Raw genomic sequence first — 21,240 nt, 5'->3', positions numbered from 1 at the left:
TAATAAATCAATATAGCTAATTCGATGTTTAAAAAATTCCCACCAAATTAGTTGGTGGGAGTGATTTTTATTTAATTGGATCTAACCAACCGTATTTGTCTTCGGTTTTACCACTAAATAAGCCAAAAAATGTTTGTTGTATTTGTTTGGTGATTGGGCCGCAACGACCAATACCCACTTGAATGCGGTCAACACTGCGTACGGGGGTGATTTCGGCTGCGGTGCCTGTCATAAACACTTCGTCGGCTAAATAAAGTGATTCACGAGATAGTGTTTGTTCACGCACTTCTATGCCAATGTCTCGTGCTAATGTTAATACTGCATCACGTGTAATACCCGGTAGCGCTGAAGACGATAGCACTGGGGTATATAAAATGCTATCTTTTATGATGAATAGGTTTTCGCCTGCGCCTTCTGATAGGTGACCATGCACATCTAATGCGATACCTTCTTGGAAACCATTTGCTCGTGCTTCAGATCCAATTAGTAATGACGATAAATAGTTACCGCCCGCTTTAGCTGCTGCGGGAATGGTGTTTGATGCGACACGATGCCACGATGAGACCATTGCATCAATACCTTGGTCTAATGCTTCTTCGCCAAGATAGGCACCCCATGGGAATGCGGCAATCATGACATCGGTTTGATAACCTGCTGGTGGGTTGACTCCCATGCCTACATCACCAACAAAAACAAGTGGGCGGATATAAGCACTTTTTAAATTATTTTTTTTGATGGTTTGGCGAGTTGCTTCCATAATTTCTTCAAGCGAATAAGGAACAGGAAAACGATAAATTTTGGCTGAGTTTAATAGTCGTTGTGCGTGTTCTTTATGGCGAAAAATAGCAGGGCCTTTATGGGTGTCATAACAACGTACCCCTTCAAATACTGAAGTTCCATAATGTAAGGCGTGCGACATAACATGTACTTTGGCATCTGCCCATGGAACCATTTCGCCATTAAACCAAATATAATCCGATTTTGCTGTAGAACCCATTTTTGTTTTCCTCTTTATTTTTTATTTGATAAGCATTTTTTGCTGTAAGTATTTTGCTTTAATGGTTAAGCATTATACTCTGAACTTGTGTTTGTTTAACTGTTAAGTTATTTATTAATTTGGTTAATCTTTTATTCAACTGTAATGACATCTTCTAATTTTGCGACTTGGTTTTGTAATGTTGATAGTGATCTTTCGGTCGTTAAGTGTAGCGTCATTGTTATTGTGTTGTTTTCGAATGTTTGCATTTGCATTGATTCGATGTGTCCACCTCGATGGCGGATTACACGCAATATTCGTTCAAGTGTTCCTAAGGCGTCATTCGCTTTTATGGTTAATTGATGTTGCGTTTGTTGGTTCATTGCTTACTCCTTGCCACTTTTGTCTAACATGTTTTCGTTGGCCGCACCAGGTGGTACAAGTGGCCATACGTTTTCTAATTCGTCTATGCATACATGTAAAAGGTAAGCACCTTTGGAATTGAACATGTTGTCAAGCGCACCGTTTATTTGTGACTTTTTGCTGATGGTTTGCCCCGGTATGTCAAACGCTTTGGCTAGCGTTAAAAAATCGGGATTATCAGATAGGTTTGTTTCGCTGTATCTTTCGTTAAAAAATAGCTCTTGCCATTGGCGAACCATGCCTAAGCGTTGGTTATCAATTAATACAATTTTTATTGGTAGCTGTTTGCGTTTGATGGTGGTGAGTTCTTGAACATTCATCATGAATGAACCATCGCCCGATACACAGATAACGCAGTCATTCGGTCTTGCCATTTGTGCACCAACGGCAGCAGGTAAACCAAATCCCATAGTGCCAAGCCCACTTGATGTGATAAAGTTTTGTGGGTGGGTAAAGCGCATGTGCTGGGCTGTCCACATTTGGTGTTGTCCAACATCGGTTGTAATAACTGCATCGGCCGATTTACGCTCTGATAGGGTTTTTAATAATGCTGGTGCATAAATGGCTTCGCCTGGGTGATCATAACGGGTTGGATGCTGTGCTTTTAATTCATCAATCCTTTGATGCCATGCATTTATTGATACAGTTTGATTTAGCAAGGGTAACACGTGTTTTATGTCACCTTGCAATCCTAAATGGCTTTGGCGTAATTTGTTGATTTCGGCTTGGTCAATATCAACATGAAGCACTTTAGCATGTCGTGCAAATTCGTTAAGATTGCCCGTTACTCTGTCATCAAATCGCACCCCTAACGCAATTAGTAGATCGCACTCTTGCACTGCTAAATTAGCTGCTTTGGCGCCGTGCATGCCAATTAGTCCTAAATAATAAGGGTTATTAAGATCGGCTACGCCAAGTCCTTTTAGTGTTGATACACTTGGGATGTTTGTTAGTGCCATGAATTGTCTTAGTTCGGCTATTGCTCCAGAAAGTCCAACACCACCACCAATGTAAAGGATTGGTTTTTTAGCTCGGGCGATCATTTGTTTGGCTTGGTTTATATCATCAGGCAAGATTGGATATAATTGAGAGTTATCTTGTTGAGAAGTTTTGGTTAAGGATGGCGATAAATAGTTTTGGTACTCTAGGTTTGCAAGCTGTATGTCTTTGGGGATGTCAATTAATATTGGTCCCGGCCTGCCTGAATTGGCTAAGTCAAAGGCCTGTTCTAAGGTGTTGGGTAAGTCTTTAGCCTCATCAATTAAGTAACTGTGTTTGGTGCAAGCAAGTGATAATCCTAAAACATCTACTTCTTGAAAGGCGTCAGTACCAATAAGGTTGGTGGGAACTTGTCCTGTTATGGCAACAATCGGTACTGAATCAATTAAGGCATCGGCAAGACCTGTGATGATGTTTGTTGCACCAGGGCCAGAGGTTGCAATGCAGACACCTGTTTTTCCTGTTGCTCGGGCATAGCCTATGGCTGCCATGGCTGCACCTTGTTCGTGGCGACACAGTACATGCTCAATACCACCATCATAAAGCGCATCATATAGTGGCATAATTTGTCCGCCAGGATATCCAAAAACGGTAGTTACGCCTTTCTCTTTTAAAGTTTTTACTATCCACTGTGTTCCTAACATTGATTCCTCACTTATTTTGCCCATTTATTTTTCATAAAAAATAAGGTTCATAAAAAAACCCCCGCTTTTTGAGGGCGGGGGTTTTTGATCTATGTATGAACATATTTTTAATTCAAAAAACGCCCCCGCGCTGGAATAATGACCACGCTGACAATAATGTTGATGAGGACGATTTTGAGTGAAAATTTCATAATGTTATATAATTAACTTTTTGTCATTTTTAAAAACTATTCTTAACAAAATACTCGTTTTTAAAAAAAGTGCAACCGTTTTTTGACGTTTTTGTCATGTGTATCAATAATCTGTTGAAAAGGTTTGGCGATTTTTTTGTTGTAGTATAAAAAAACATCATCTTTGATGCTTTGTTTTGGTGTTTTTGATGATGTGGTGTATAAATAGTAAACATGAGTAATATTAAGAAATATCGTATATCTAAACCATTAAAAATGAGATATCAGTATGAAAATATTGCAACTAATTCTTTTTGCACTTTTAAATCTAGCTTTAATCAGCTGTGATAACGCTAAAAGCCCTTCACAAAGTGCGTCCAATACAGATTCAAAAAACAGCGAGCTTAGCGATACTCAAAATGAAGTGATTGAACCAATAAAAAAAGCGTTACCGATTGATATTGATGAGCTCACTACGTTAGTTGGGGTAGAAAAAGATCATAATACAATTAATTATACTTATAGTGTTCGAAATACACCTGAACAAGCTCTATTATTACCAACAACAATTGATGCTATTCGTCAAAAATTGCTTAAGACGTATTGTGAAAATAGTGATGAGATGAGAACACTAAAAAATGATTTTCCGGATGGTATTAACTATCACTACGATATTAATAATAAAGAAATCATTATAATTGAATTAAAATCAACAGATTGCAAAGTTAATTGATCTTTTTTGTTAATGCGCTATATCTAGCTTAGTTAATTTTAATTTGCTACACTAAATCCAGTACAAAATTATACAACGATCATGGCTTTGATATGACTATTTTCACCGTTCTCACCAAGCCCACTCAAAGCCAGCTTTAATGAATTTTTAGTCCTTATTTTTAATTTTTTTGAAAATTTAGAAGGTGTTACCAAGTAGCAAAATTCAGTTTTAAAAGCAAAAGTCTTTAAAAAAGTCCCAATCTTAAACTATATAATTTATTGAGTTGATTAAGTATTTTTAACATTGATATGAGTACACATAGGATTTTGTGAGTCTTAATTGATTTTATTTAAATTATATTAAGGTTTTATAAAAAATATAGATTAACTTAGGAGCATATTATGCGTAAACAAAAAATCTATAATCCACTTACCAAATATCATCATGACAAGTTTCCAAAACAAAAACAGGTTGCACCAGCTTTACAGTGTGAAATGACCCCAATTCCTGATTGTGGCGAAAAGAGCTATCAAGGACATAATCGTTTAGAAGGGCGTAAAATGCTTGTGACTGGCGGCGATTCAGGCATTGGACGTGCAGCAGCGATTGCTTATGCTAAAGAAGGCGCTGATGTGGCTATCAATTATCTTCCTGTTGAACAAAAAGACGCGGAAGAAGTTGCTAAAGTTATTGAGGCCGCTGGGCGTAAAGTGGTGTTAATTCCCGGTGATTTAAGTGATGAGGCGTTTTGTAAAAAATTAGTTGATGAAGCTCATGATAAATTAGGTGGGTTAGATAATTTGACGTTAGTTGCCGGTAAACAAACTGCAGTCGAAAATATTATGGACCTTACCACAGAGCAAATTAAAAAAACGTTTGAAGTGAATGTGTTCTCGCTTTTTTGGATGACTAAAGCAGCTTTAGGATATTTAAAACCCGGTTCGACTATTATTACTACTTCGTCAGTTCAGGCTTATCAACCTAGTGGTAATTTATTAGATTATGCTTCAACTAAGACGGCTATTATTGCGTTTACTCGTGGTTTAGCTAAACAATTAGCGCATAAAGGTATCCGTGTAAATAGCGTGGCGCCAGGACCAGTTTGGACTCCACTACAAATTTGTGGTGGTCAACCAAGTGATGTGATTCCTGAATTTGGTAAACAAACCCCATTACAACGAGCAGGTCAACCTGTTGAGCTTGCTGGTGTTTATGTGCATTTAGCATCAGAAGAGTCAAGCTATACAACAGGCGAAACGTATGGTGTTACTGGTGGTATGCATATTAACTAATTAAGTAATTAGCTAATAGATAACGGTCACTGTAAAAGTGCTTTTTATGTGCTTTTACAGCTGATTTATAGGTAATCAATTTTTAAAATCAATAGGTTATTGCGAATCCAAATCACTATAGCCAATATAAATTAAAAATAGAAGGGGAATAATATGAAACTTTTTAAAGTAATCTCTTTAGTAGTATTAGGGTTTTTTTTAGTTAATTGTGATAATTCAAAATCAAAAACTGATGATATCAAGCAGCAAGCCGAGCAGACAAGTTCAGAAATAAATGACAAGGCTAATCAAGTAGGATCTCAAATTAGCGAAAAAGCGAGTCAATTAAGCTCTGAAATTGGCGATAAAGCAAGTCAATTAGGCTCAAAAATTGGCGATCAAGTTAAGCAAGTAAGTTCAGCCGTTAGTGATAAGGCTAAAGATTTGTATGAACAAACAAAATCGGAAAAAGAAGATATGCTTAATAAGATTAAAGAAGGTAATTATGGTGTTGCTCAAGGTTTGATGATCAAGGCGATTAAAACAAAATTGCCTGCAACTATTGATTCGAGTATGACTTTGGTTGATGTATCAACAGAGAGTAATGCAATTAATTATAAATATGTTGTGAATAATATTACTAAAGATGCATTGCTAGCTGAAACTAATCAAAAAAATTTACAAAATAAATTAGTTGCGTTTTATTGTGGTGATGATGCTAGTATGAAGACGCTAAGATTAGTATTCCCTAGAGGTGCTAATCATAATTATTACATCAATGACGATAAAGTTTTTTCAGTGGATGTAAAACCGACTGATTGTGATGATAATGATTAAATATGGTTTGATTAGATTCAATAAGTATAAATAGTTAAAACTCATTAGTAATAAAAGGGCTTATTAAAGCCCTTTTTATTTATTATTTATTTTTGTTTAAAAATGTAAAATATGACAATTTTTATACCTATTTTCTTTCAACTATTTTACAATGCTAATGCCTGAATAATTGGCAAAAATAAAATTAGTAACTTAATAAAAAGGAATATTGATGAAAGGTTTAAAACCAGCCGCAGTAGTCGCAATTTTGATGAGCTTAGCTCTTTTTGGTTGTGATAACTCAAAATCCGATGCCAACAAATCAGTTGGTGATTCTTCAAAAAGTACTGATCTTACTCTTTTACAAGATACTATTATTAATGAAGCTAAAAAAATGCTTCCAGTTAAAGTTGATGCAAAAACTAATTTAGTTGAAATAGCAAAAGATAGTGAATTACTGAGTTATAAATATATTATTAATGCTTCAAAAGATGAGATATCAATCTCTGACACAAAAAATCAAACAGGAGAGGCATTGAAAAAAGTTTATTGTGGTAATAACCCACAACTTAAACAGTTTAGAGACGCATTTCCAAATGGTGTTAGTCATAACTATTACATTGGAGACGAAAAAATAATGTCATTTGAGTTAAAACCGAGTGATTGTGATACTAAATAACGGTATATTTATTTTGCATTATTTTGTTTAACATTATGAAAAAGTTAAAATTTATGGATTATATCTATCAATTTTGACGAGTTTAGATAAAAAGGGCTCTGTTTGAGCCCTTTTTATTGATTTTTTGTTTAATATGTAAAATATGACAATTTTTATACCTATTTGTTTTCAAAAATTTTACAATGATAATGCCTGTATTTTAAATAATTGGTAAAAATGAAATTGGTAACTTTAATAAAAAGGAATATCAATGAAAGGTTTAAAACTAGCAGTAGTTGCAATTTTGATGAGTTTAGCTCTTTTCGGTTGTGATAACTCGAAATCTGATGCCAACCAAGTAGTTGGTGATTCTTCAAAAAATACTGATCTTGCTATTTTACAAGATACCATTATTAATGAAGCTAAAAAAATGCTTCCAGTTAAAGTTGATGCAAACACTAATTTAGTTGAAATAGCAAAAGATAGTGAATTGCTGAATTATAAATATATTATTAGTGCTTCAAAAGATGAAATATCAATCTCTGATTTAGTTGAAATAGCAAAAGCTAGTGAATTACTGAATTATAAATATATTATTAATGCTTCAAAAGATGAGATATCAATCTCTGACACAAAAAATCAAACAGGAAAGGCATTGAGAAAAATTTATTGTGGTAATAACCCACAAATTAAACAGTTTAGAGACGCATTTCCAAATGGTGTCAGTCATAACTATTACATTGGAAACGAAAAAGTAATGTCATTTGAGGTAAAACCGAGCGATTGTGATACTAAATAACGATATATTTATTTTGTATTATTTTATTTAAGATTATGAAAAAGTTAAAGTTTATGGATTATATCTATCAATTTTGACGAGTTTAGATAAAAAGGGCTCTATTTGAGCCCTTTTTATTGGTATGAATCTACATTATTGTTGGGCTTTCTTCTAGTATATCTGACCAGTTAGCGATTAATTTAGCTAATGTTTTGATGCCTTGTTCAATTTTTTCTTCTGGTACTGTGACAAAAGCAAGTCGCATGCAATTAGTTCGAATAGCATTAGCAAAAAAGGTTTCACCCGGTACAAAAGCAACTTTATGTTGGATTGCTTCGCTAAGTAGTTCTGTCGCATTGATATTTTTTGGTAATTCAATCCAAATAAACATGCCTCCTTCGGGTTTATTCCAAGTGACTGTGGTTGGCATGTATTTTTGTAATGCATTTAACATTGCTTGGCAACGATGACCGTATAATTCACGAATAGTTGGAATATGCTTATCAAGAAAGCCATCTTTTATTACATGGTAAGCAATACGTTGAGTTAGACTTGGGGTATGTAGATCTGCTGCTTGTTTTAGTTGTACCAATTTGTTGATTAATTTTTCATTGGCAACGATATACCCAAGGCGTAGTCCTGGGGCTAAGATTTTTGAGAAAGAACCTAAATAAATAGTGTTTTCTGGCGCTAATGTGTATAAGCTTGGTAAACGATGTCCTTGGTAATCTAATTCTCCATAAGGATCGTCTTCGACCAATGCAAGGTTATTGCGGATTGCTTTTTCTGCTAATTGTTGGCGTCGTGCTAATGGTAAACGGCGTCCTGTCGGGTTTTGAAAGTTAGGGATTACATACATAAAATTGGCATCGGCTGCCGTTTTGTCATCAAGTTTTTCAGGAATAATGCCTTGTTCATCACCTTCTAGCGAAATATACTCAGGCTCATATTGAGTGAAAGATTGTAATCCACCTAAATAGGTTGGGGTTTCAACTAGGACTTTACTTCCTTTGTCTATCAGTGCTTTGCCAATAAGATCTAAAGCTTGTTGAGAACCAGTGACTATCAAAATTTGGTTAGGTTTTACGTTAGTGTTATCACGCTGAGATAAATATTCAGCTAACCAGATGCGTAGCGGTGCATAACCTTCGGTTGGTCCATATTGTAAAGAACCACTCATTTCGTCAGCGGTAATAATATGGTCGAAGGCGTCTTTTATTTTTTGTACTGGAAAAGTATTTGGCGAAGGTAAGCCTCCAGCAAATGAAATAACATCAGGCTGTTCGGTAATTTTTAAAATTTCACGAATAGCAGAGCTTTTCAATGCTATAGCTCGGTTAGATAGTTTCCACAACATAAATACTCACCTTTATCTTGTTTATAGTTTTATAGTCGGTTTTATCAGTGCATTATTGTATTTTAATGAATAATGCTTTTTTAGAATGATTTAGATATCGACAATATTTTAGTTACAATATTATTTTCGTGCTCACTATAATATGGCATATTTAATTTGTCATTAAAACAAATTAAACAATTTAGCCGTATTTTCATTGTTTAATATAATAAGTTTGAATTGATATAAAAAAACAGGGCTGTTGCCCTGTTTTTTATTTTTGAGATATTTTATTCGAGTGCTTTGCCTTTTGTTTCAGGTATTAAAAAGACAAATGCAGCAGCCGATAATAAATAAGCGGCAGACAATAAAGCTAATGCATAGCTAATTGAGTAGACAGTGGCCAAATAGGCAATAAGCACTTGTGATACGCCAGCAAGACCTCGACCTATATTGAAGATAATGTTTTCAGCACTTGATCGTGCATCTGTTGGGTAATGCTCAGCAAGCAACGCACCATATCCACCCATCATGCCATTGACAAAAAAGCCAATCACTGAACCAAATATAATAAGTATAACCATATCAGTTTGTTGGAAATAGAACCAAATCGAAACGGCTGAAACAAATAAAAACAGAATGTAAGAAGGACGACGGCCAAATTTGTCGCATAACCAACCAAAAATCAAAATCCCTAATGACATGCCAATAGTGGTTGAAATGGTCCAAAACATGGTGTTTTTAAATGGCAATTTGAGTTCGGTTGCAATCATGTTTGGCATCCAAACCATGAGTCCATAAAAGCCGAAGTTTTGTACTGCACAAGCAATGGTTAATCCTATTGTTGTTGCTATTGTTCGGGGATTTTTAAATAATTTGCCAATGGCAATTTTATTTTTGTTTTGGTTTTTAAGGTTTTGCCAAATTTCAGGTTCTTTTAGACCTTTACGAGTCCATGCAACAAATAATGCGGGTAATACACCCATGGCAAAAGCCCAGCGCCAACCATAAATTTCACCAATGAAATTGACAGTCAATGCGGCTAAAATAATACCTACTTGAAAGCCTAGTGCAACAATTGATGTTGCTCTTGAACGTTTATTTTTAGGCCAACTTTCAGAAACTAGCGTCATGCCAATACCAAATTCGCCACCAAGACCAAGCCCACTTAAAAAGCGAAATATTAAAAAGCACTCATAGTTGGGTGAAATTGCGCATAGTCCAGTGAAAAAGGAAAATATTAAAATCGTCCATGAAAAAACTCTAACTCGACCATATTTATCAGCAAGTACACCAAATAAAATGCCCCCTAATACTGCGCCAAGTAGGGTCACTGATGTTAAGGTGCCTAAATCTGCTTTAGTTAGGTTAAAGCTTGTCGAAATCAGGCTAAAACAAACACCTAAAATCATCATATCCATGCCATCAAGTGCATAACCTACGGTGGAAGCAAAAAGTGTTTTCTTTTGGTATGGCGTTGTTTGTTCACTTTCGCTTTTAGCTTGCTGGGCTGTGTTTGCTTCAGTTTTCATGTATACCTCTAGTTTTTAAAATTAGATAGTTACTTAAAATTTTCATTTTATAATGTTTAATTTGTGATTAAACGGCGGGTAAATAAAAGCGGGGGAAAGTATATACTTAAAACTCATAAAAAGCCAAACTTAAAGCTTAAATAGCTGTTTTATCCGCCGATTTTAATATCGGCGGGATGTTATGTCATTCTTCTGCAAAATACCAGTAACCTTTGTTAACAAACTCAAGCATTATTTGAAGCACGTTTTTATCTTGTAACTGCTTGTAATATAATGTTTCTGTTTCACAAAGTAGATCGATGATAGGCATTGGTAAGTCAATTTTTTCACCATGAATGTAGCCAAAATCACCTACCTTAAGAATGCGAATGCTAGGTACTCGGTGTAGTTTTGAACCATTTTTTAGTAGTGATTCGAATTCATTGTAATCGTAGGGTGGTTCAACAGGTACAATATTTAGTTCGTGCATTGATTGTGTAATGTGTTTGCCAAACCAATCGTTAAATAATTGGGGTGTTTTGATTAAGTCGATAATTTGATCCTGTAGTTTTGTTAGTTCATAAGGTTGAACTCGGTGTGGATCGTTAGGTAGTTTTAAATTCGGGTCTTGATAATAAATACCATTAGGTAGGTTATCGATGATATAGTCGGCAAAGCTACTAAGTAGTTCTTGCGATGTTTGTGTCATAAAACCAACAGAATAGCTAAGTGATTCACCAATAGATATACCATTATGAGGGCAACCTATTGGAATGTATAAAATGTCGCCTGTCGTGAGTTCTTCATCTATGATGGATTGGTAATCTTCAACATGTAATAATGCTTTGTGTGCATTAAATTGTTTATAATTTGGGTTGCGATCACCCACTTGCCAACGCCTGCTCCCCATGCCTTGAATAATAAACACATCGTAATTATCAATATGAGGCCCAACACCTGCTCCTTGTGTTGCATAAGAAATCATTAAATCATCAAATTGCCATTGTGGTATGCATTTGAATGGTTCAACTAATGTGGCAGCTTGTTCATGCCAGTGATCAACCGCTTGAACAAGTAAACTCCAGTGATCTTCTCCTAAGTTATGATATTCAGTAAATGGTCCATATTTTGCATCCCAAACGCCATCTTTATTGGAAACAATTCGGCTATCAATTTCTTCTTCCATTGCTAACCCTGCAAGTTCATCTGGTGTAATGGGATCAATAAAGTTAGTAAATGCTTTGCGTAAGATTACTGGTTTTTTTTGCCAATAATTTGTTAAAAAATCATTCCAATCAATGGTTAATTTATAATTCATTTAATTTTCCTTGCAGATTGAATAATCGACAAAAGTTAGCTGTGGTTTTTTGGGCTATCGCTTCTAATGAGACGCCTTTTAAAGCGGATAAATATTGTGCCACTTCACGAACATACGCTGGTTGGTTTTCTTTCCCTCTGTGTGGTACTGGAGCAAGGTAAGGGGAATCTGTTTCGACCAAGATACGATCAAGTGGTACATATTTGGCAACATCGCGCAGGGCTTCGGCATTTTTAAAGGTGATGATTCCTGAAAATGAGATATAAAAGCCGATGTCTAAGAGTTGTTTGGCTGTTTCGATATCTTCAGTAAAACAGTGTAAAACGCCAGAATGAACGTGTTCGTCTTTTAATATTCTTAATGTGTCTTGTTTGGCGTTACGGGTATGGACAATAATTGGTTTATTTAATTTGCGACCTAATCGAATATGCTCTTTAAAATTTTCTTGTTGCTGTTCTAAATTATCTTGTTGATAGTAGTAATCAAGACCTGTTTCGCCTAGTGCTATGACGTTATCTTCTTGCGCTAAGCTTTGAAAACGATCGGCATCATACTTTTCATCGTCTAAATTAAGCGGATGAATCCCACACGAAAAAGAGCATTGATGTTTATAAGGGGTAAGTTGATGTTTCATCGATTCATAGCCCGATAATGTTGTTGCTACACTTAAGCAATGTTTAACATCGTTGTTTACAGCTTCTTGTAAAACATCTTTGATGGATTTAGTACTAAAGTCTAAACTATCTAAATGACAGTGAGAGTCAATTAAAAACATAGAAATCTCTTTTTATTTATTGGTATGTTGTTCAAAATCACGAACAGGTTTTATGGTTGACCACGAACGGCAAGCAGGGCATAACCAGTAGATGGAGTTGACCGTAAATCCACATTTTTGGCATCGATAATTCGGGACAATTTTTATTTGCTCACCTACCATGTTACGTAAAAGCAACAGGCTTTCTTTCGCTTTGCCTTGTTCTGCATCTGCAACATGATAGTTCATTAATCGATAAAATCCTTTTAAATTAGGATGTTTAAGTAATTCACGGTACATGTAATGTTGTGCTGCATCTAAGCCTTTCTGTTTTTCTATAAGATCAGCAAGCATTAATTCGGCGACGCTACCGCTATCTTGTTCGACACATAATTGTAAAAATTGTTGAAATTGCTGTTGATTATTTAGTTTTAGATAGCACTCTTTTAATAAAGGTAATGCTTCGCCAATAAAGGCTTTGTCTTGTTGTAATATTTCTTGAAACGATTCGATAGCTTGCTCTATTTTGTTTTGAGCCATAAAAACGCGACCCAGCATGAGTGAAGTCCGAGCACATGTTGCATCTGCCGTTGCTGATTTTTGTAGTAGGTTATTTGCTTTGTCTAGTTCATTATTGGTCATAGCTTGTGAGGCGAGTTCACAATAAAATTGTGCAATATCAGTTCTGTATTTTTCATTGCCAAGTTTCACTAGTTTAGTTGCTGTGTTAATGGCATTTATCCATTCACTGGTTGACTGATATATGATGATAAGTTGTTGTAATGCATGTTGTTGAAAGTCTTCTTCATCTATTAATTGTAAAAACATCTTTTCGGCACGGTCGTAAAAACCTGCAACCATATAATCTCGGCCTAATTGTTGAATGGCTAATAGTTGTTGTTCAAAGGTTAATGATGCGCTGTCTAACAGTGCTTGGTGAATACGTATCGCCCTATCAACTTCGCCTCGAGAGCGAAATAAGTTACCTAATGTTAAATGCGCTTCAAGTGTACCATCATCTTCTTTTAATAGATCTAAAAAAAGATCGACAGCTTTATCTTTTTGGTTAGACAAAAGAAAGTTTAAACCATCTACATATTCACGAGATAGCCGATTAGATTCATTTAAATATTTTTGTTTTGCATTTCTGTTACCCATATACCAGCCATATCCGGCAGCAATAGGAAGTAACAGAAATAACAGCTCAAACATAGTAACCTATTCTTAATTGGGTTTAGTTAAGGTTGTTTGTTGATGATTTGCTATATCTTCATCGTATTTTTTTTGTAATTTGTTTAATTTACGTTTTGTTGATGAGTGTTGAAATTTAGATTTTAAGAAGAAAGCGCCTGTTAATATCCAACCAACAATAAAACCGGAACCAAACAAAATAGCTAATAATACTGATAAACGAATTTCTGTTTTAGCAACCAAATAATTAAATGTTACAAGTTGATCATTCGCTGAACCTATTGCTATTGAGATGGCAAAAATGATAATTATCAATAAAATTGATATAACAAATTTCATAATGTTAACCTTTTTGTTTTTAGTTAAACGTTTTTATTATATGTGTCTGTTTCTATAAATTGCTTTGGTTCGTTAAGCTGTTAATTATAACGTTCAAAAATTAAATCCGTCTGTTATAAATTGAATTTCTTTTATTTTTATTTAAGCGTTACTTGTCTACTATATGCCATTTTTTAGCATAAAAACAGCAGATTAATGAAATTATCCAAGCGATTAATATGCTTGTTATTAAATCAATTGGTCGATGCATACCTAGTAATAACCGACTAATTTCAATTAATACCGACCAGATAATGGTGCTTGATATTATTATATAATGCCGTTTAAATTTTAGTAATGTTAAAGCTAAAAATGCCCAAGTGGCAGAAAATAACGTATGCCCAGAAGGAAAGGAATATCCTGTTTCATGTTGCCAGTGGTTAGATAACCAACTTGGGATTGTTATTGAATTATTTAGTAATTGGTGGATAAGTTCTTTTCTTTCTGACTTTGTTTGCGAATAAAATTGTTGATCAGTCATATTAAATTCTTTTGCCATCCAAAGTACATAAGGTCTTGATTCGGCTGTTTGCGATTTCAAAAAGCTTTTAATTACTTGACCACTTAATATTGCGCTAACAAGTAGCAACCATAACAAAACAATTTTTGTTTTTGTTTTGTTGGGTAATAATAGGAAAAATACTAAAAATAAAATTGCCGATGTTATTATTGCCCAAGGAAAACTGGCCGTTTCGGTTATTAAAAATAAATATTTAGATGTATTATTTAATGACGTTGGTTGCCAGTGCCAATTTATGGCTATAATAACTAAAGGCACAGTTAAGAAAATAGCTAGTATAGCTATTGTTTTTTTTATTACTAACCCCATTTATAAACTCAATTAAGTACAAATTGCTTAATATTTTAGCATAGAATGTAGATTTATTTTTATAAAATCTTATCTATGTTTTATTTAAAACGGAGAAAATAATGCAATTAAAACGTGTTGCACAAGCAAAATTACCAACTCCTTGGGGATGTTTTACTATTGTTGGATTTGAAGAGATTGCAACAAAGAAGGATCATGTAGCATTGGTATTTGGTGATATATCTAGTGATGCACCTGTGCTTACAAGGATTCATTCTGAATGTTTAACGGGGGATGCACTTTTTAGTTTACGCTGTGATTGTGGTTTTCAGTTAGAAGCAGCTTTAAAACAAATTGCAAAAGAAGGTAAAGGGATTTTAATTTATCATCGTCAAGAAGGGCGTAATATTGGTTTGCTGAATAAAATTAGAGCTTATGCATTACAAGATCAAGGATTAGATACAGTTGAAGCCAATGAACAATTAGGTTTTGCAGCGGATGAACGCGATTTTACTTTATGTGCTGATATGCTTAATTTATTAGGTGTGTCTCAAATTCGTTTATTAACCAATAATCCAGAAAAAATTAGAGTACTTGAAAGCTCAGGTATCAAAATTACAAAACGAGAGCCATTGGAAGTCGGTGAAAATCCAAATAATGAACATTATTTAGAAACAAAAGCGAATAAAATGGGGCATATACTTCATTTACATCACTGCAATTGCAAGCATTAAGCGATTTAGCTGAATTACGAATAATTTATTGGTGGCTGAATTTATATGAAATAGTGATAAATGTTTAGGTAAAAATCTCAAAATATATTTATTTTGAGATTTTTTTATGAAGCTTAAATATACCCAAAGGGTTTTAGCTTATTTGCGTAATTATTTGTATATGTAAAAATTAATCTTTGTCACTATTCTTTATCACTACGTAGTATGCCACCATTAGCGATCTGATCTTTTGATATTTCGTGCATGATGATTTGTACTGCTTCAGGTTTGCAGTTAAGTGTTTCGGCAATTGCATTTGTTACGCGTTTTGCCATTTCTCTTTTTTGCTCTATGGTGCGACCCTCTAAAAAGTCGATAACGACGTTTGGCATAGATATCTCCTAGTGATTAATTTGAGCTAGCTGTTCATCAGTCAATGCGATTTCATCATTATGGCATATGCTAATGCCTGATTTTATAATTTTTTCAGCAATAGCTTTGGCTTCATCTAATGAATGCATTTTGTAGGTACCACATTGATATTCGTTTAATTCTGGAATTTGATTTTGTGATTTGACATTTAAAACATCATGCATTGATTTTAACCATGCATCCACTATTAATGCTTCGTTTGGTTTACCAATTAAACTCATGTAAAAGCCTGTACGGCACCCCATGGGTGAAATATCAATTATTTCAACTTTGTCGCTGTTTAGGTGATCACGCATAAAGCCAGCAAATAAATGCTCTAATGTATGAATCCCTTTTTCTGGTAGATTATCTTTATTAGGAATAGTAAAGCGTAGATCAAACACAGTGATGTCATCACCTTTTGGGGTTGCCATAGTTTTTGCAATTCGCACAAAAGGCGCTTTCATTTTGGTGTGATCAACTTTAAAACTATCGAGTAAAGGCATAATTTCCTCCTTGTTTTTTGATACTTGTTATTGTAATCAATCAACCAACAAGTACCAATGAATTTTATTTTTATTGAGCGAACAAATTTAGCATTTCTTGTTCATCGATAACTTTAATTCCCAATTCTTGGGCTTTGTTAAGTTTAGAACCAGCGGCTTCTCCGGCAATGACTAGATCGGTATTTTTTGATACGCTACCCGTTACTTTTGCTCCTAATTGTTTTAATTTATTTTTGGCTTCATCTCGAGTTAAAACTGATAAGGTGCCTGTTAATACCACTTTTTTACCAAAAAAAGGTGAATCAGTATTAACTGCTTGCATCTGTGGATTTACATTTTGCCAGTGAATACCAATTTCATTACTGGTTAATTGTTCAATGATATTACGATTATGAGGTTCTTGAAAAAAGTCTATAATACTTTCTGCAATGACAGCACCGATATCTTTTACCGTTTGTAATTGTTCAAGCGAGGTGTTCTCAATTGCCGGTAAGTTACCTAGTTGGTTAACTAGATTTTCGGCAGTAACTTCGCCAACATTTGGGATGCCAAGAGCAAATATAAATCGACTTAATGTTGTATTTTTAGATTCCTCAAGTGCATTTAATAAATTATTGGCAGATTTTTCACCAATTTTATCTAAACTACATAGCATTGGTCGATTTAGTTTATATAAATCTGCAGGTGTTTTGACATAGTCTTTATCAACTAGTTGTTCGATGACTTTATCACCCATACCTTCTACATTCATTGCTTTGCGTGAAACAAAATGCTTTAAAGCTTCTTTTCGTTGCGCAGGGCAAATTAGTCCACCTGCACAGCGTGATATAGCTTGACCTTCATCTCGAACTATTAGTGATCCACAAATAGGGCAATGTGTTGGGAATACGATCTCTTTTGTATCTTTAGGTCTTTTATCCAATATTACGGCTACAATTTTGGGAATAACATCACCGGCTCGACGTATTGTAACATAGTCTCCTTCACGTACGCCTAGTCGGGCTATTTCATCACTATTATGTAATGTGGCATTGCTAACAATAACACCAGCGACAGAGACAGGTTCCAATCTTGCAACAGGTGTAATTGCACCTGTTCGTCCAACTTGAAAGTCTACTTTATTTAATTGTGTAATTTGTTCTTGAGCAGGAAACTTAAATGCAGTAGCCCATCTAGGAGCTCGAGCAATAAAGCCAAGTTCATTTTGTTGTTCAATACTATTAACTTTTATAACTACGCCATCAATATCAAAGCCTAGCGACATGCGTTGTTCGCCAATTTTTTTGAAGTAGTCTAAAGCCGCCTGTGCACCTTGATGTTTTTCCACTTTATTGCTAACAGGTAAGCCCCAAGCTTTGAATTGCATTAAACGGTCATAATGAGTATTAGGTAATGTAGCACCTTCAACTATACCCACACCGTAACAAAAGAATGTTAATGGACGTTTTGCTGTAATTTTAGGATCTAATTGTCTTAATGAACCCGCTGCCGCATTACGAGGGTTGGCAAAGACCTTTTCGTTGTGTTTTATGGCATCAGCATTAAGTTTTTCAAATCCTTTGTGGGTTATAAATACTTCTCCACGAATTTCTAATCGAGTTGGAATATTGTCTCCTCTTAAAACTAGAGGAATTGTTTTGATGGTTTTTACATTTGCGGTTATATCTTCCCCTGTTGTACCATCACCTCGGGTTGCGGCTTGTATAAATTGCCCATTTTTGTAAAGTAAGCTGACAGCAAGCCCATCAAGTTTGAGTTCGCAACAATATTCAACATGTTCAGTATCGCTTAAATGAAGACGATCTTTTACTCGTTTGTTAAAAGCAATAAAACTTGTATCATCAAAAACATTATCAAGTGATAACATAGGTATTTCATGCTTGATCGATGCAAATTGTGCTAATGGAAAACCCCCAACGCGTTGAGTCGGTGAGTCGGGTGTAATAAGGTCTGGATATTGTTGTTCTAATGTTTGCAGTTGTTTTATTAATTTGTCATATTCGGAGTCGGGAATTTCAGGTGTATCAAGTACATAATAGCAATATTCGTGATGTCTAATTTTTGTCCTTAATGAGGTCAGTTGTTCTGTTATGTCTTTAACAGATTTAGATGTATTTGCTGAGTTTTCGGCTTTATTAGATAGTGACATAATAATAGGCTCTTAAATTAAAACGTAGGGTTGGGAAATATCATTACAATTGCATTAATTTAACTGTGAATAATGCATAGCCAAATTAAGTCATTTAATTAAATATTTTATATTAATATCTGTAGCCACCAACTTAGGTTGGTGGAATTTTGCTAAAGATTTGTTGAAAATGCTGTGGTTAAATTTCGTTACAGGATTTTTTTATGCGATCTTTGTAACTGTCTATCTTTTGCGGAGTTAACATGTGATGTTCGTCATCTAACACTACACCGTTGACATCATCAGCAATACGTTGTGCTGTCTGTAACATTAATTTGAAGTTTTGTTGGTTGTTACCCTCTGTTGGTGCAACCATGAAAATAGATACGCCAGGCGTTGTAAATTCATGCATAGTTTCAGGATCCAAATACCCGGGTGTAATCATATTTGCTAAGCTAAATAATACTGGACCGTTACCTGCAGGATCCACATGACGGTGAAAAATCTGCATATCACCAAACTGAAACCCAGATTGCATAATACTAGCAAGTAATACATCACCTTGTAGTAGTTTTCCGTTAAGACCAGTAACATTTAATACAATAATTTCTGTTTTAGATTGTTCATCTTTAATGTCTAGCTTTTGATGTGTATCATGATTAATTTCATTATTGGTTTGCTCATTAGTATCAACTTGTGTTTCTTTTATTTCTTTAGTTAAACTAAGGTCTTCTTCGTCTTCAAAAAGATCTCTATTAATATTAATAGCCGATTTTTGATCTTTGTCTGTAGTAATTTCTAGTTGATCACAATTATCAACAAATAAATCTTTTTGCTGAGGTTTATTTTCTTGTTCTTCTGTAAGCTCATCTACAGTGGCGGTATTTTCAGCAGTATCATTATCTTTTGTTGTTTTAGGTTTGAGTAGAATTACATCATCTTCCTCTATATCATTCATAGAAAAATTTTGGCGTTGTTGAGTATTTTGTTCAAATTTTCCTTTTTTATTTGAACTAAAAAGCGAAGAACGTTCTTTTTTATTGATCCAAAATCCATGGATAAGCAATGCAATAACAACCAAGGATGCAACAACAATTAGAACAATACGTAAATTATCCATAATAACCATCTCTGTATTAAATTAAATATAGATTTAAATTATTTAATCATATTTTAAAAAAATGATTCCGGAATGCAGTAATGCAAATTTTTGCTTCTTTTAGCAATTTGAATTAATCTTCATTAAAGCAACCGTATTTGATATTTGTAGTATAACATTTTCTTTAAGATACTTTATAGTACAAAAAAATCAGTTAGTCTATATTACTTTATTTCTAGTAATAATCATAATTATCAATATACTTTTTTATTATCATGGTTTATTTAGTCATTTTTTAGAACTCTGTGCTATTAAGTAGTAGGGCTACTTACAATCTATCCATATTTTTTGTAAAATTACTGACCACTTTTGAATAAGAACTATTAAAAAATAAATAATTATTAAGTTTACTGAGGTCATTTTTATATGAGATTTAACAAGCTACTATTAGCCTTGCCTGTGGCGTTTGCCGGCCTGCTTTTATTAACAAGCTGTGATAATGGTAAATCACAAGACGGTAATAATCAATTACCAGGAGTCACTGTATTTAAAGTTCAACCATTAAACTATACGTTAAAAATCAGTTTGCCTGGCAGGGTTGTTGCATCTCAAATTGCTGAAATTAGACCTCAGGTCGGTGGTATTGTTTTAAAACGTGAATTTGATGAAAGTTCTAATGTTAAAGCTGGGCAATCACTATATCAAATAGACCCTGCTATTTATCAAGCTAATTATGATAGTGCTGTTGCTAGTGTTGCTAGTGCCAAAGCAAATGCAAATATTGCACAGCTTACATTAAAACGTTATGCAGGGCTGTTAAATACCAAATCAATTAGTCAACAAGATTACGATAAAGCAGCAGCCGATGTTAAACAGGCAGAAGCGGCTGTATTGGTTGCTCAAGCCGCTGAGCATACAGCCAAAGTTAATTTAGAGTATACGAAAGTGTATTCACCAATTGATGGATATATCGGTAAATCAAGTGTGACTGAAGGAGCATTAGTAGCCGCTGGTCAGTCAACACCGCTTGCGCTAGTTCAACAATTAGACCCTATTTATGTCGATATGACAGAAGCGGCTACTCGTTATAATAAATATCTTCAAGATGAAAATGTTATTTATGAACCAGCAAAAGAAAATAATGTAGAATTATTTTTTAACGATGGTTCAAAATATGCTCTACCTGGTAATATTAAGTTTTCAGATATGACTGTAAACGAAACGACAGGTACAGTGACATTACGTTCTCAATTTGCCAACAATGACGGTAAAATTTTACCAGGTATGTTTGTTAAACCTCAGGTGACATTAGGTTATATTAAAAATGCTATACTTGTTCCGCAACAAGGCATCACTAGTAATAAGTTGGGACAATATACTGCAAAAATCTTAAAGCCTGATAATACAGTGGAATATCGTCAAGATATCCAAGTATACACAGGTATTGAAGGTTATTGGGTTGTGACAAAAGGAATTAACGTTGGTGAAGAAGTTATTATTACAGGATTACTCAATTTGACTTCTGTCGAAAAACCTAGACAAGATACCCCACCACTGAAAGTAGAAAAAGTTGGTGAACCAAGTACACTTTCACAAAAGCAGCTGGACAGTATCACCCAAAACAGTATGAAATAGAA

Annotated in this window: 21 protein-coding genes; 7 read left to right on the top strand and 14 right to left on the bottom strand. The window is 34.5% G+C overall.

What is annotated here, in order from left to right:
• Positions 1-67: 67 nt before the first annotated feature.
• From GQ596_RS02640 to ilvG, 3 genes are all read right to left on the bottom strand, one after another.
• The gene (locus tag GQ596_RS02640; protein WP_160400131.1) at positions 68-997 is read right to left on the bottom strand and encodes a branched-chain amino acid transaminase; all 930 of its coding nucleotides are present in this window, start codon (positions 995-997) and stop codon (positions 68-70) included.
• Between the two features lie 131 nt (positions 998-1,128).
• Positions 1,129-1,359, bottom strand: coding sequence for an acetolactate synthase 2 small subunit (gene ilvM, locus GQ596_RS02635; protein ID WP_160400130.1), 231 nt, complete (start codon positions 1,357-1,359; stop codon positions 1,129-1,131).
• Positions 1,360-1,362: 3 nt separating this feature from the next.
• Positions 1,363-3,042, bottom strand: a complete 1,680-nt coding sequence (gene ilvG / locus GQ596_RS02630; protein WP_160400227.1) for an acetolactate synthase 2 catalytic subunit — start codon at positions 3,040-3,042, stop codon at positions 1,363-1,365.
• 459 nt (positions 3,043-3,501) lie between these two features.
• On the opposite strand from ilvG, the gene GQ596_RS02625 reads away from it, so the two are divergent.
• From GQ596_RS02625 to GQ596_RS02605, 5 genes are all read left to right on the top strand, one after another.
• The gene (locus GQ596_RS02625) at positions 3,502-3,945 is read left to right on the top strand and encodes a hypothetical protein (RefSeq protein WP_160400129.1); all 444 of its coding nucleotides are present in this window, start codon (positions 3,502-3,504) and stop codon (positions 3,943-3,945) included.
• A 383-nt stretch (positions 3,946-4,328) separates the two neighbouring features.
• Positions 4,329-5,219, top strand: a complete 891-nt coding sequence (locus GQ596_RS02620; RefSeq protein WP_160400128.1) for an SDR family oxidoreductase — start codon at positions 4,329-4,331, stop codon at positions 5,217-5,219.
• A 153-nt stretch (positions 5,220-5,372) separates the two neighbouring features.
• Complete coding sequence (locus GQ596_RS02615) at positions 5,373-6,035, top strand: hypothetical protein (RefSeq protein ID WP_160400127.1); 663 nt, start codon at positions 5,373-5,375, stop codon at positions 6,033-6,035.
• Between the two features lie 211 nt (positions 6,036-6,246).
• Positions 6,247-6,693 carry a hypothetical protein gene (locus GQ596_RS02610; protein ID WP_160400126.1) on the top strand — a complete coding sequence of 149 codons (447 nt, stop codon included), beginning with the start codon at positions 6,247-6,249 and terminating at the stop codon, positions 6,691-6,693.
• A gap of 250 nt (positions 6,694-6,943) precedes the next feature.
• Positions 6,944-7,471, top strand: coding sequence for a hypothetical protein (locus tag GQ596_RS02605; RefSeq protein WP_160400125.1), 528 nt, complete (start codon positions 6,944-6,946; stop codon positions 7,469-7,471).
• A gap of 127 nt (positions 7,472-7,598) precedes the next feature.
• Here the strand turns inward: GQ596_RS02605 and GQ596_RS02600 are convergent, their stop codons facing one another.
• From GQ596_RS02600 to GQ596_RS02570, 7 genes are all read right to left on the bottom strand, one after another.
• Positions 7,599-8,807, bottom strand: a complete 1,209-nt coding sequence (locus GQ596_RS02600) for a PLP-dependent aminotransferase family protein (protein ID WP_160400124.1) — start codon at positions 8,805-8,807, stop codon at positions 7,599-7,601.
• Between the two features lie 269 nt (positions 8,808-9,076).
• The gene (locus GQ596_RS02595; RefSeq protein ID WP_160400123.1) at positions 9,077-10,318 is read right to left on the bottom strand and encodes an MFS transporter; all 1,242 of its coding nucleotides are present in this window, start codon (positions 10,316-10,318) and stop codon (positions 9,077-9,079) included.
• Positions 10,319-10,502: 184 nt separating this feature from the next.
• On the bottom strand, positions 10,503-11,615 hold the full coding sequence (locus tag GQ596_RS02590; RefSeq protein WP_160400122.1) for a cupin domain-containing protein: 1,113 nt from the start codon (positions 11,613-11,615) through the stop codon (positions 10,503-10,505).
• Entirely contained in the window at positions 11,605-12,390 is a 786-nt protein-coding gene (locus GQ596_RS02585) for a YchF/TatD family DNA exonuclease (protein ID WP_160400121.1), read from the bottom strand. The genes GQ596_RS02590 and GQ596_RS02585 overlap by 11 nt, the downstream gene beginning before the upstream one ends.
• A 12-nt stretch (positions 12,391-12,402) precedes the next feature.
• Positions 12,403-13,581, bottom strand: coding sequence for a lipopolysaccharide assembly protein LapB (lapB, locus tag GQ596_RS02580; RefSeq protein ID WP_160400120.1), 1,179 nt, complete (start codon positions 13,579-13,581; stop codon positions 12,403-12,405).
• 12 nt (positions 13,582-13,593) lie between these two features.
• Positions 13,594-13,899 (bottom strand): LapA family protein, encoded by a 306-nt coding sequence (locus GQ596_RS02575; protein ID WP_202113724.1) that lies wholly within the window; start codon positions 13,897-13,899, stop codon positions 13,594-13,596.
• A 148-nt stretch (positions 13,900-14,047) separates the two neighbouring features.
• Entirely contained in the window at positions 14,048-14,767 is a 720-nt protein-coding gene (locus GQ596_RS02570; RefSeq protein ID WP_160400119.1) for a phosphatase PAP2 family protein, read from the bottom strand.
• A 101-nt stretch (positions 14,768-14,868) separates the two neighbouring features.
• Here GQ596_RS02570 and ribA point away from each other — a divergent pair, with 101 nt between their 5' ends.
• Positions 14,869-15,480, top strand: coding sequence for a GTP cyclohydrolase II (gene ribA, locus GQ596_RS02565; RefSeq protein ID WP_160400118.1), 612 nt, complete (start codon positions 14,869-14,871; stop codon positions 15,478-15,480).
• Between the two features lie 182 nt (positions 15,481-15,662).
• Here ribA and GQ596_RS02560 read toward each other — a convergent pair whose 3' ends face one another.
• From GQ596_RS02560 to zipA, 4 genes are all read right to left on the bottom strand, one after another.
• Positions 15,663-15,851 (bottom strand): 2-hydroxymuconate tautomerase, encoded by a 189-nt coding sequence (locus GQ596_RS02560; RefSeq protein WP_160400117.1) that lies wholly within the window; start codon positions 15,849-15,851, stop codon positions 15,663-15,665.
• A gap of 9 nt (positions 15,852-15,860) precedes the next feature.
• The gene (gene luxS, locus GQ596_RS02555) at positions 15,861-16,376 is read right to left on the bottom strand and encodes an S-ribosylhomocysteine lyase (RefSeq protein ID WP_160400116.1); all 516 of its coding nucleotides are present in this window, start codon (positions 16,374-16,376) and stop codon (positions 15,861-15,863) included.
• Positions 16,377-16,446: 70 nt separating this feature from the next.
• Positions 16,447-18,525 carry an NAD-dependent DNA ligase LigA gene (ligA, locus tag GQ596_RS02550; protein ID WP_160400115.1) on the bottom strand — a complete coding sequence of 693 codons (2,079 nt, stop codon included), beginning with the start codon at positions 18,523-18,525 and terminating at the stop codon, positions 16,447-16,449.
• Positions 18,526-18,703: 178 nt separating this feature from the next.
• The gene (gene zipA / locus GQ596_RS02545; protein ID WP_160400114.1) at positions 18,704-19,624 is read right to left on the bottom strand and encodes a cell division protein ZipA; all 921 of its coding nucleotides are present in this window, start codon (positions 19,622-19,624) and stop codon (positions 18,704-18,706) included.
• 405 nt (positions 19,625-20,029) lie between these two features.
• On the opposite strand from zipA, the gene GQ596_RS02540 reads away from it, so the two are divergent.
• Positions 20,030-21,238 carry an efflux RND transporter periplasmic adaptor subunit gene (locus GQ596_RS02540; protein ID WP_160400113.1) on the top strand — a complete coding sequence of 403 codons (1,209 nt, stop codon included), beginning with the start codon at positions 20,030-20,032 and terminating at the stop codon, positions 21,236-21,238.
• Positions 21,239-21,240 lie beyond the last annotated feature (2 nt).

It is taken from the genome of Gilliamella sp. Pra-s60 (assembly GCF_009795755.1).
Lineage (GTDB): Bacteria > Pseudomonadota > Gammaproteobacteria > Enterobacterales > Orbaceae > Gilliamella.
The sequence above is the reverse complement of the archived record's forward strand: the minus strand, read 5'-3'. Positions and strand labels throughout refer to the sequence as shown.

What these genes read in the sequence shown, in the direction of transcription:
- GQ596_RS02595 (WP_160400123.1), bottom strand. Translation starts at nt 10,318, where the DNA reads ATGAAAACTGAAGCAAACACAGCCCAGCAAGCTAAAAGCGAAAGTGAA.
- ligA (WP_160400115.1), bottom strand. Translation starts at nt 18,525, where the DNA reads ATGTCACTATCTAATAAAGCCGAAAACTCAGCAAATACATCTAAATCT.
- GQ596_RS02625 (WP_160400129.1), top strand. Translation starts at nt 3,502, where the DNA reads ATGAAAATATTGCAACTAATTCTTTTTGCACTTTTAAATCTAGCTTTA.
- luxS (WP_160400116.1), bottom strand. Translation starts at nt 16,376, where the DNA reads ATGCCTTTACTCGATAGTTTTAAAGTTGATCACACCAAAATGAAAGCG.
- GQ596_RS02620 (WP_160400128.1), top strand. Translation starts at nt 4,329, where the DNA reads ATGCGTAAACAAAAAATCTATAATCCACTTACCAAATATCATCATGAC.
- GQ596_RS02570 (WP_160400119.1), bottom strand. Translation starts at nt 14,767, where the DNA reads ATGGGGTTAGTAATAAAAAAAACAATAGCTATACTAGCTATTTTCTTA.
- GQ596_RS02540 (WP_160400113.1), top strand. Translation starts at nt 20,030, where the DNA reads ATGAGATTTAACAAGCTACTATTAGCCTTGCCTGTGGCGTTTGCCGGC.
- GQ596_RS02610 (WP_160400126.1), top strand. Translation starts at nt 6,247, where the DNA reads ATGAAAGGTTTAAAACCAGCCGCAGTAGTCGCAATTTTGATGAGCTTA.
- GQ596_RS02600 (WP_160400124.1), bottom strand. Translation starts at nt 8,807, where the DNA reads ATGTTGTGGAAACTATCTAACCGAGCTATAGCATTGAAAAGCTCTGCT.
- GQ596_RS02585 (WP_160400121.1), bottom strand. Translation starts at nt 12,390, where the DNA reads ATGTTTTTAATTGACTCTCACTGTCATTTAGATAGTTTAGACTTTAGT.
- ilvM (WP_160400130.1), bottom strand. Translation starts at nt 1,359, where the DNA reads ATGAACCAACAAACGCAACATCAATTAACCATAAAAGCGAATGACGCC.
- ilvG (WP_160400227.1), bottom strand. Translation starts at nt 3,042, where the DNA reads ATGTTAGGAACACAGTGGATAGTAAAAACTTTAAAAGAGAAAGGCGTA.
- GQ596_RS02640 (WP_160400131.1), bottom strand. Translation starts at nt 997, where the DNA reads ATGGGTTCTACAGCAAAATCGGATTATATTTGGTTTAATGGCGAAATG.
- GQ596_RS02560 (WP_160400117.1), bottom strand. Translation starts at nt 15,851, where the DNA reads ATGCCAAACGTCGTTATCGACTTTTTAGAGGGTCGCACCATAGAGCAA.
- GQ596_RS02605 (WP_160400125.1), top strand. Translation starts at nt 6,944, where the DNA reads ATGAAAGGTTTAAAACTAGCAGTAGTTGCAATTTTGATGAGTTTAGCT.
- GQ596_RS02575 (WP_202113724.1), bottom strand. Translation starts at nt 13,899, where the DNA reads ATGAAATTTGTTATATCAATTTTATTGATAATTATCATTTTTGCCATC.
- lapB (WP_160400120.1), bottom strand. Translation starts at nt 13,581, where the DNA reads ATGTTTGAGCTGTTATTTCTGTTACTTCCTATTGCTGCCGGATATGGC.
- zipA (WP_160400114.1), bottom strand. Translation starts at nt 19,624, where the DNA reads ATGGATAATTTACGTATTGTTCTAATTGTTGTTGCATCCTTGGTTGTT.
- GQ596_RS02615 (WP_160400127.1), top strand. Translation starts at nt 5,373, where the DNA reads ATGAAACTTTTTAAAGTAATCTCTTTAGTAGTATTAGGGTTTTTTTTA.
- GQ596_RS02590 (WP_160400122.1), bottom strand. Translation starts at nt 11,615, where the DNA reads ATGAATTATAAATTAACCATTGATTGGAATGATTTTTTAACAAATTAT.
- ribA (WP_160400118.1), top strand. Translation starts at nt 14,869, where the DNA reads ATGCAATTAAAACGTGTTGCACAAGCAAAATTACCAACTCCTTGGGGA.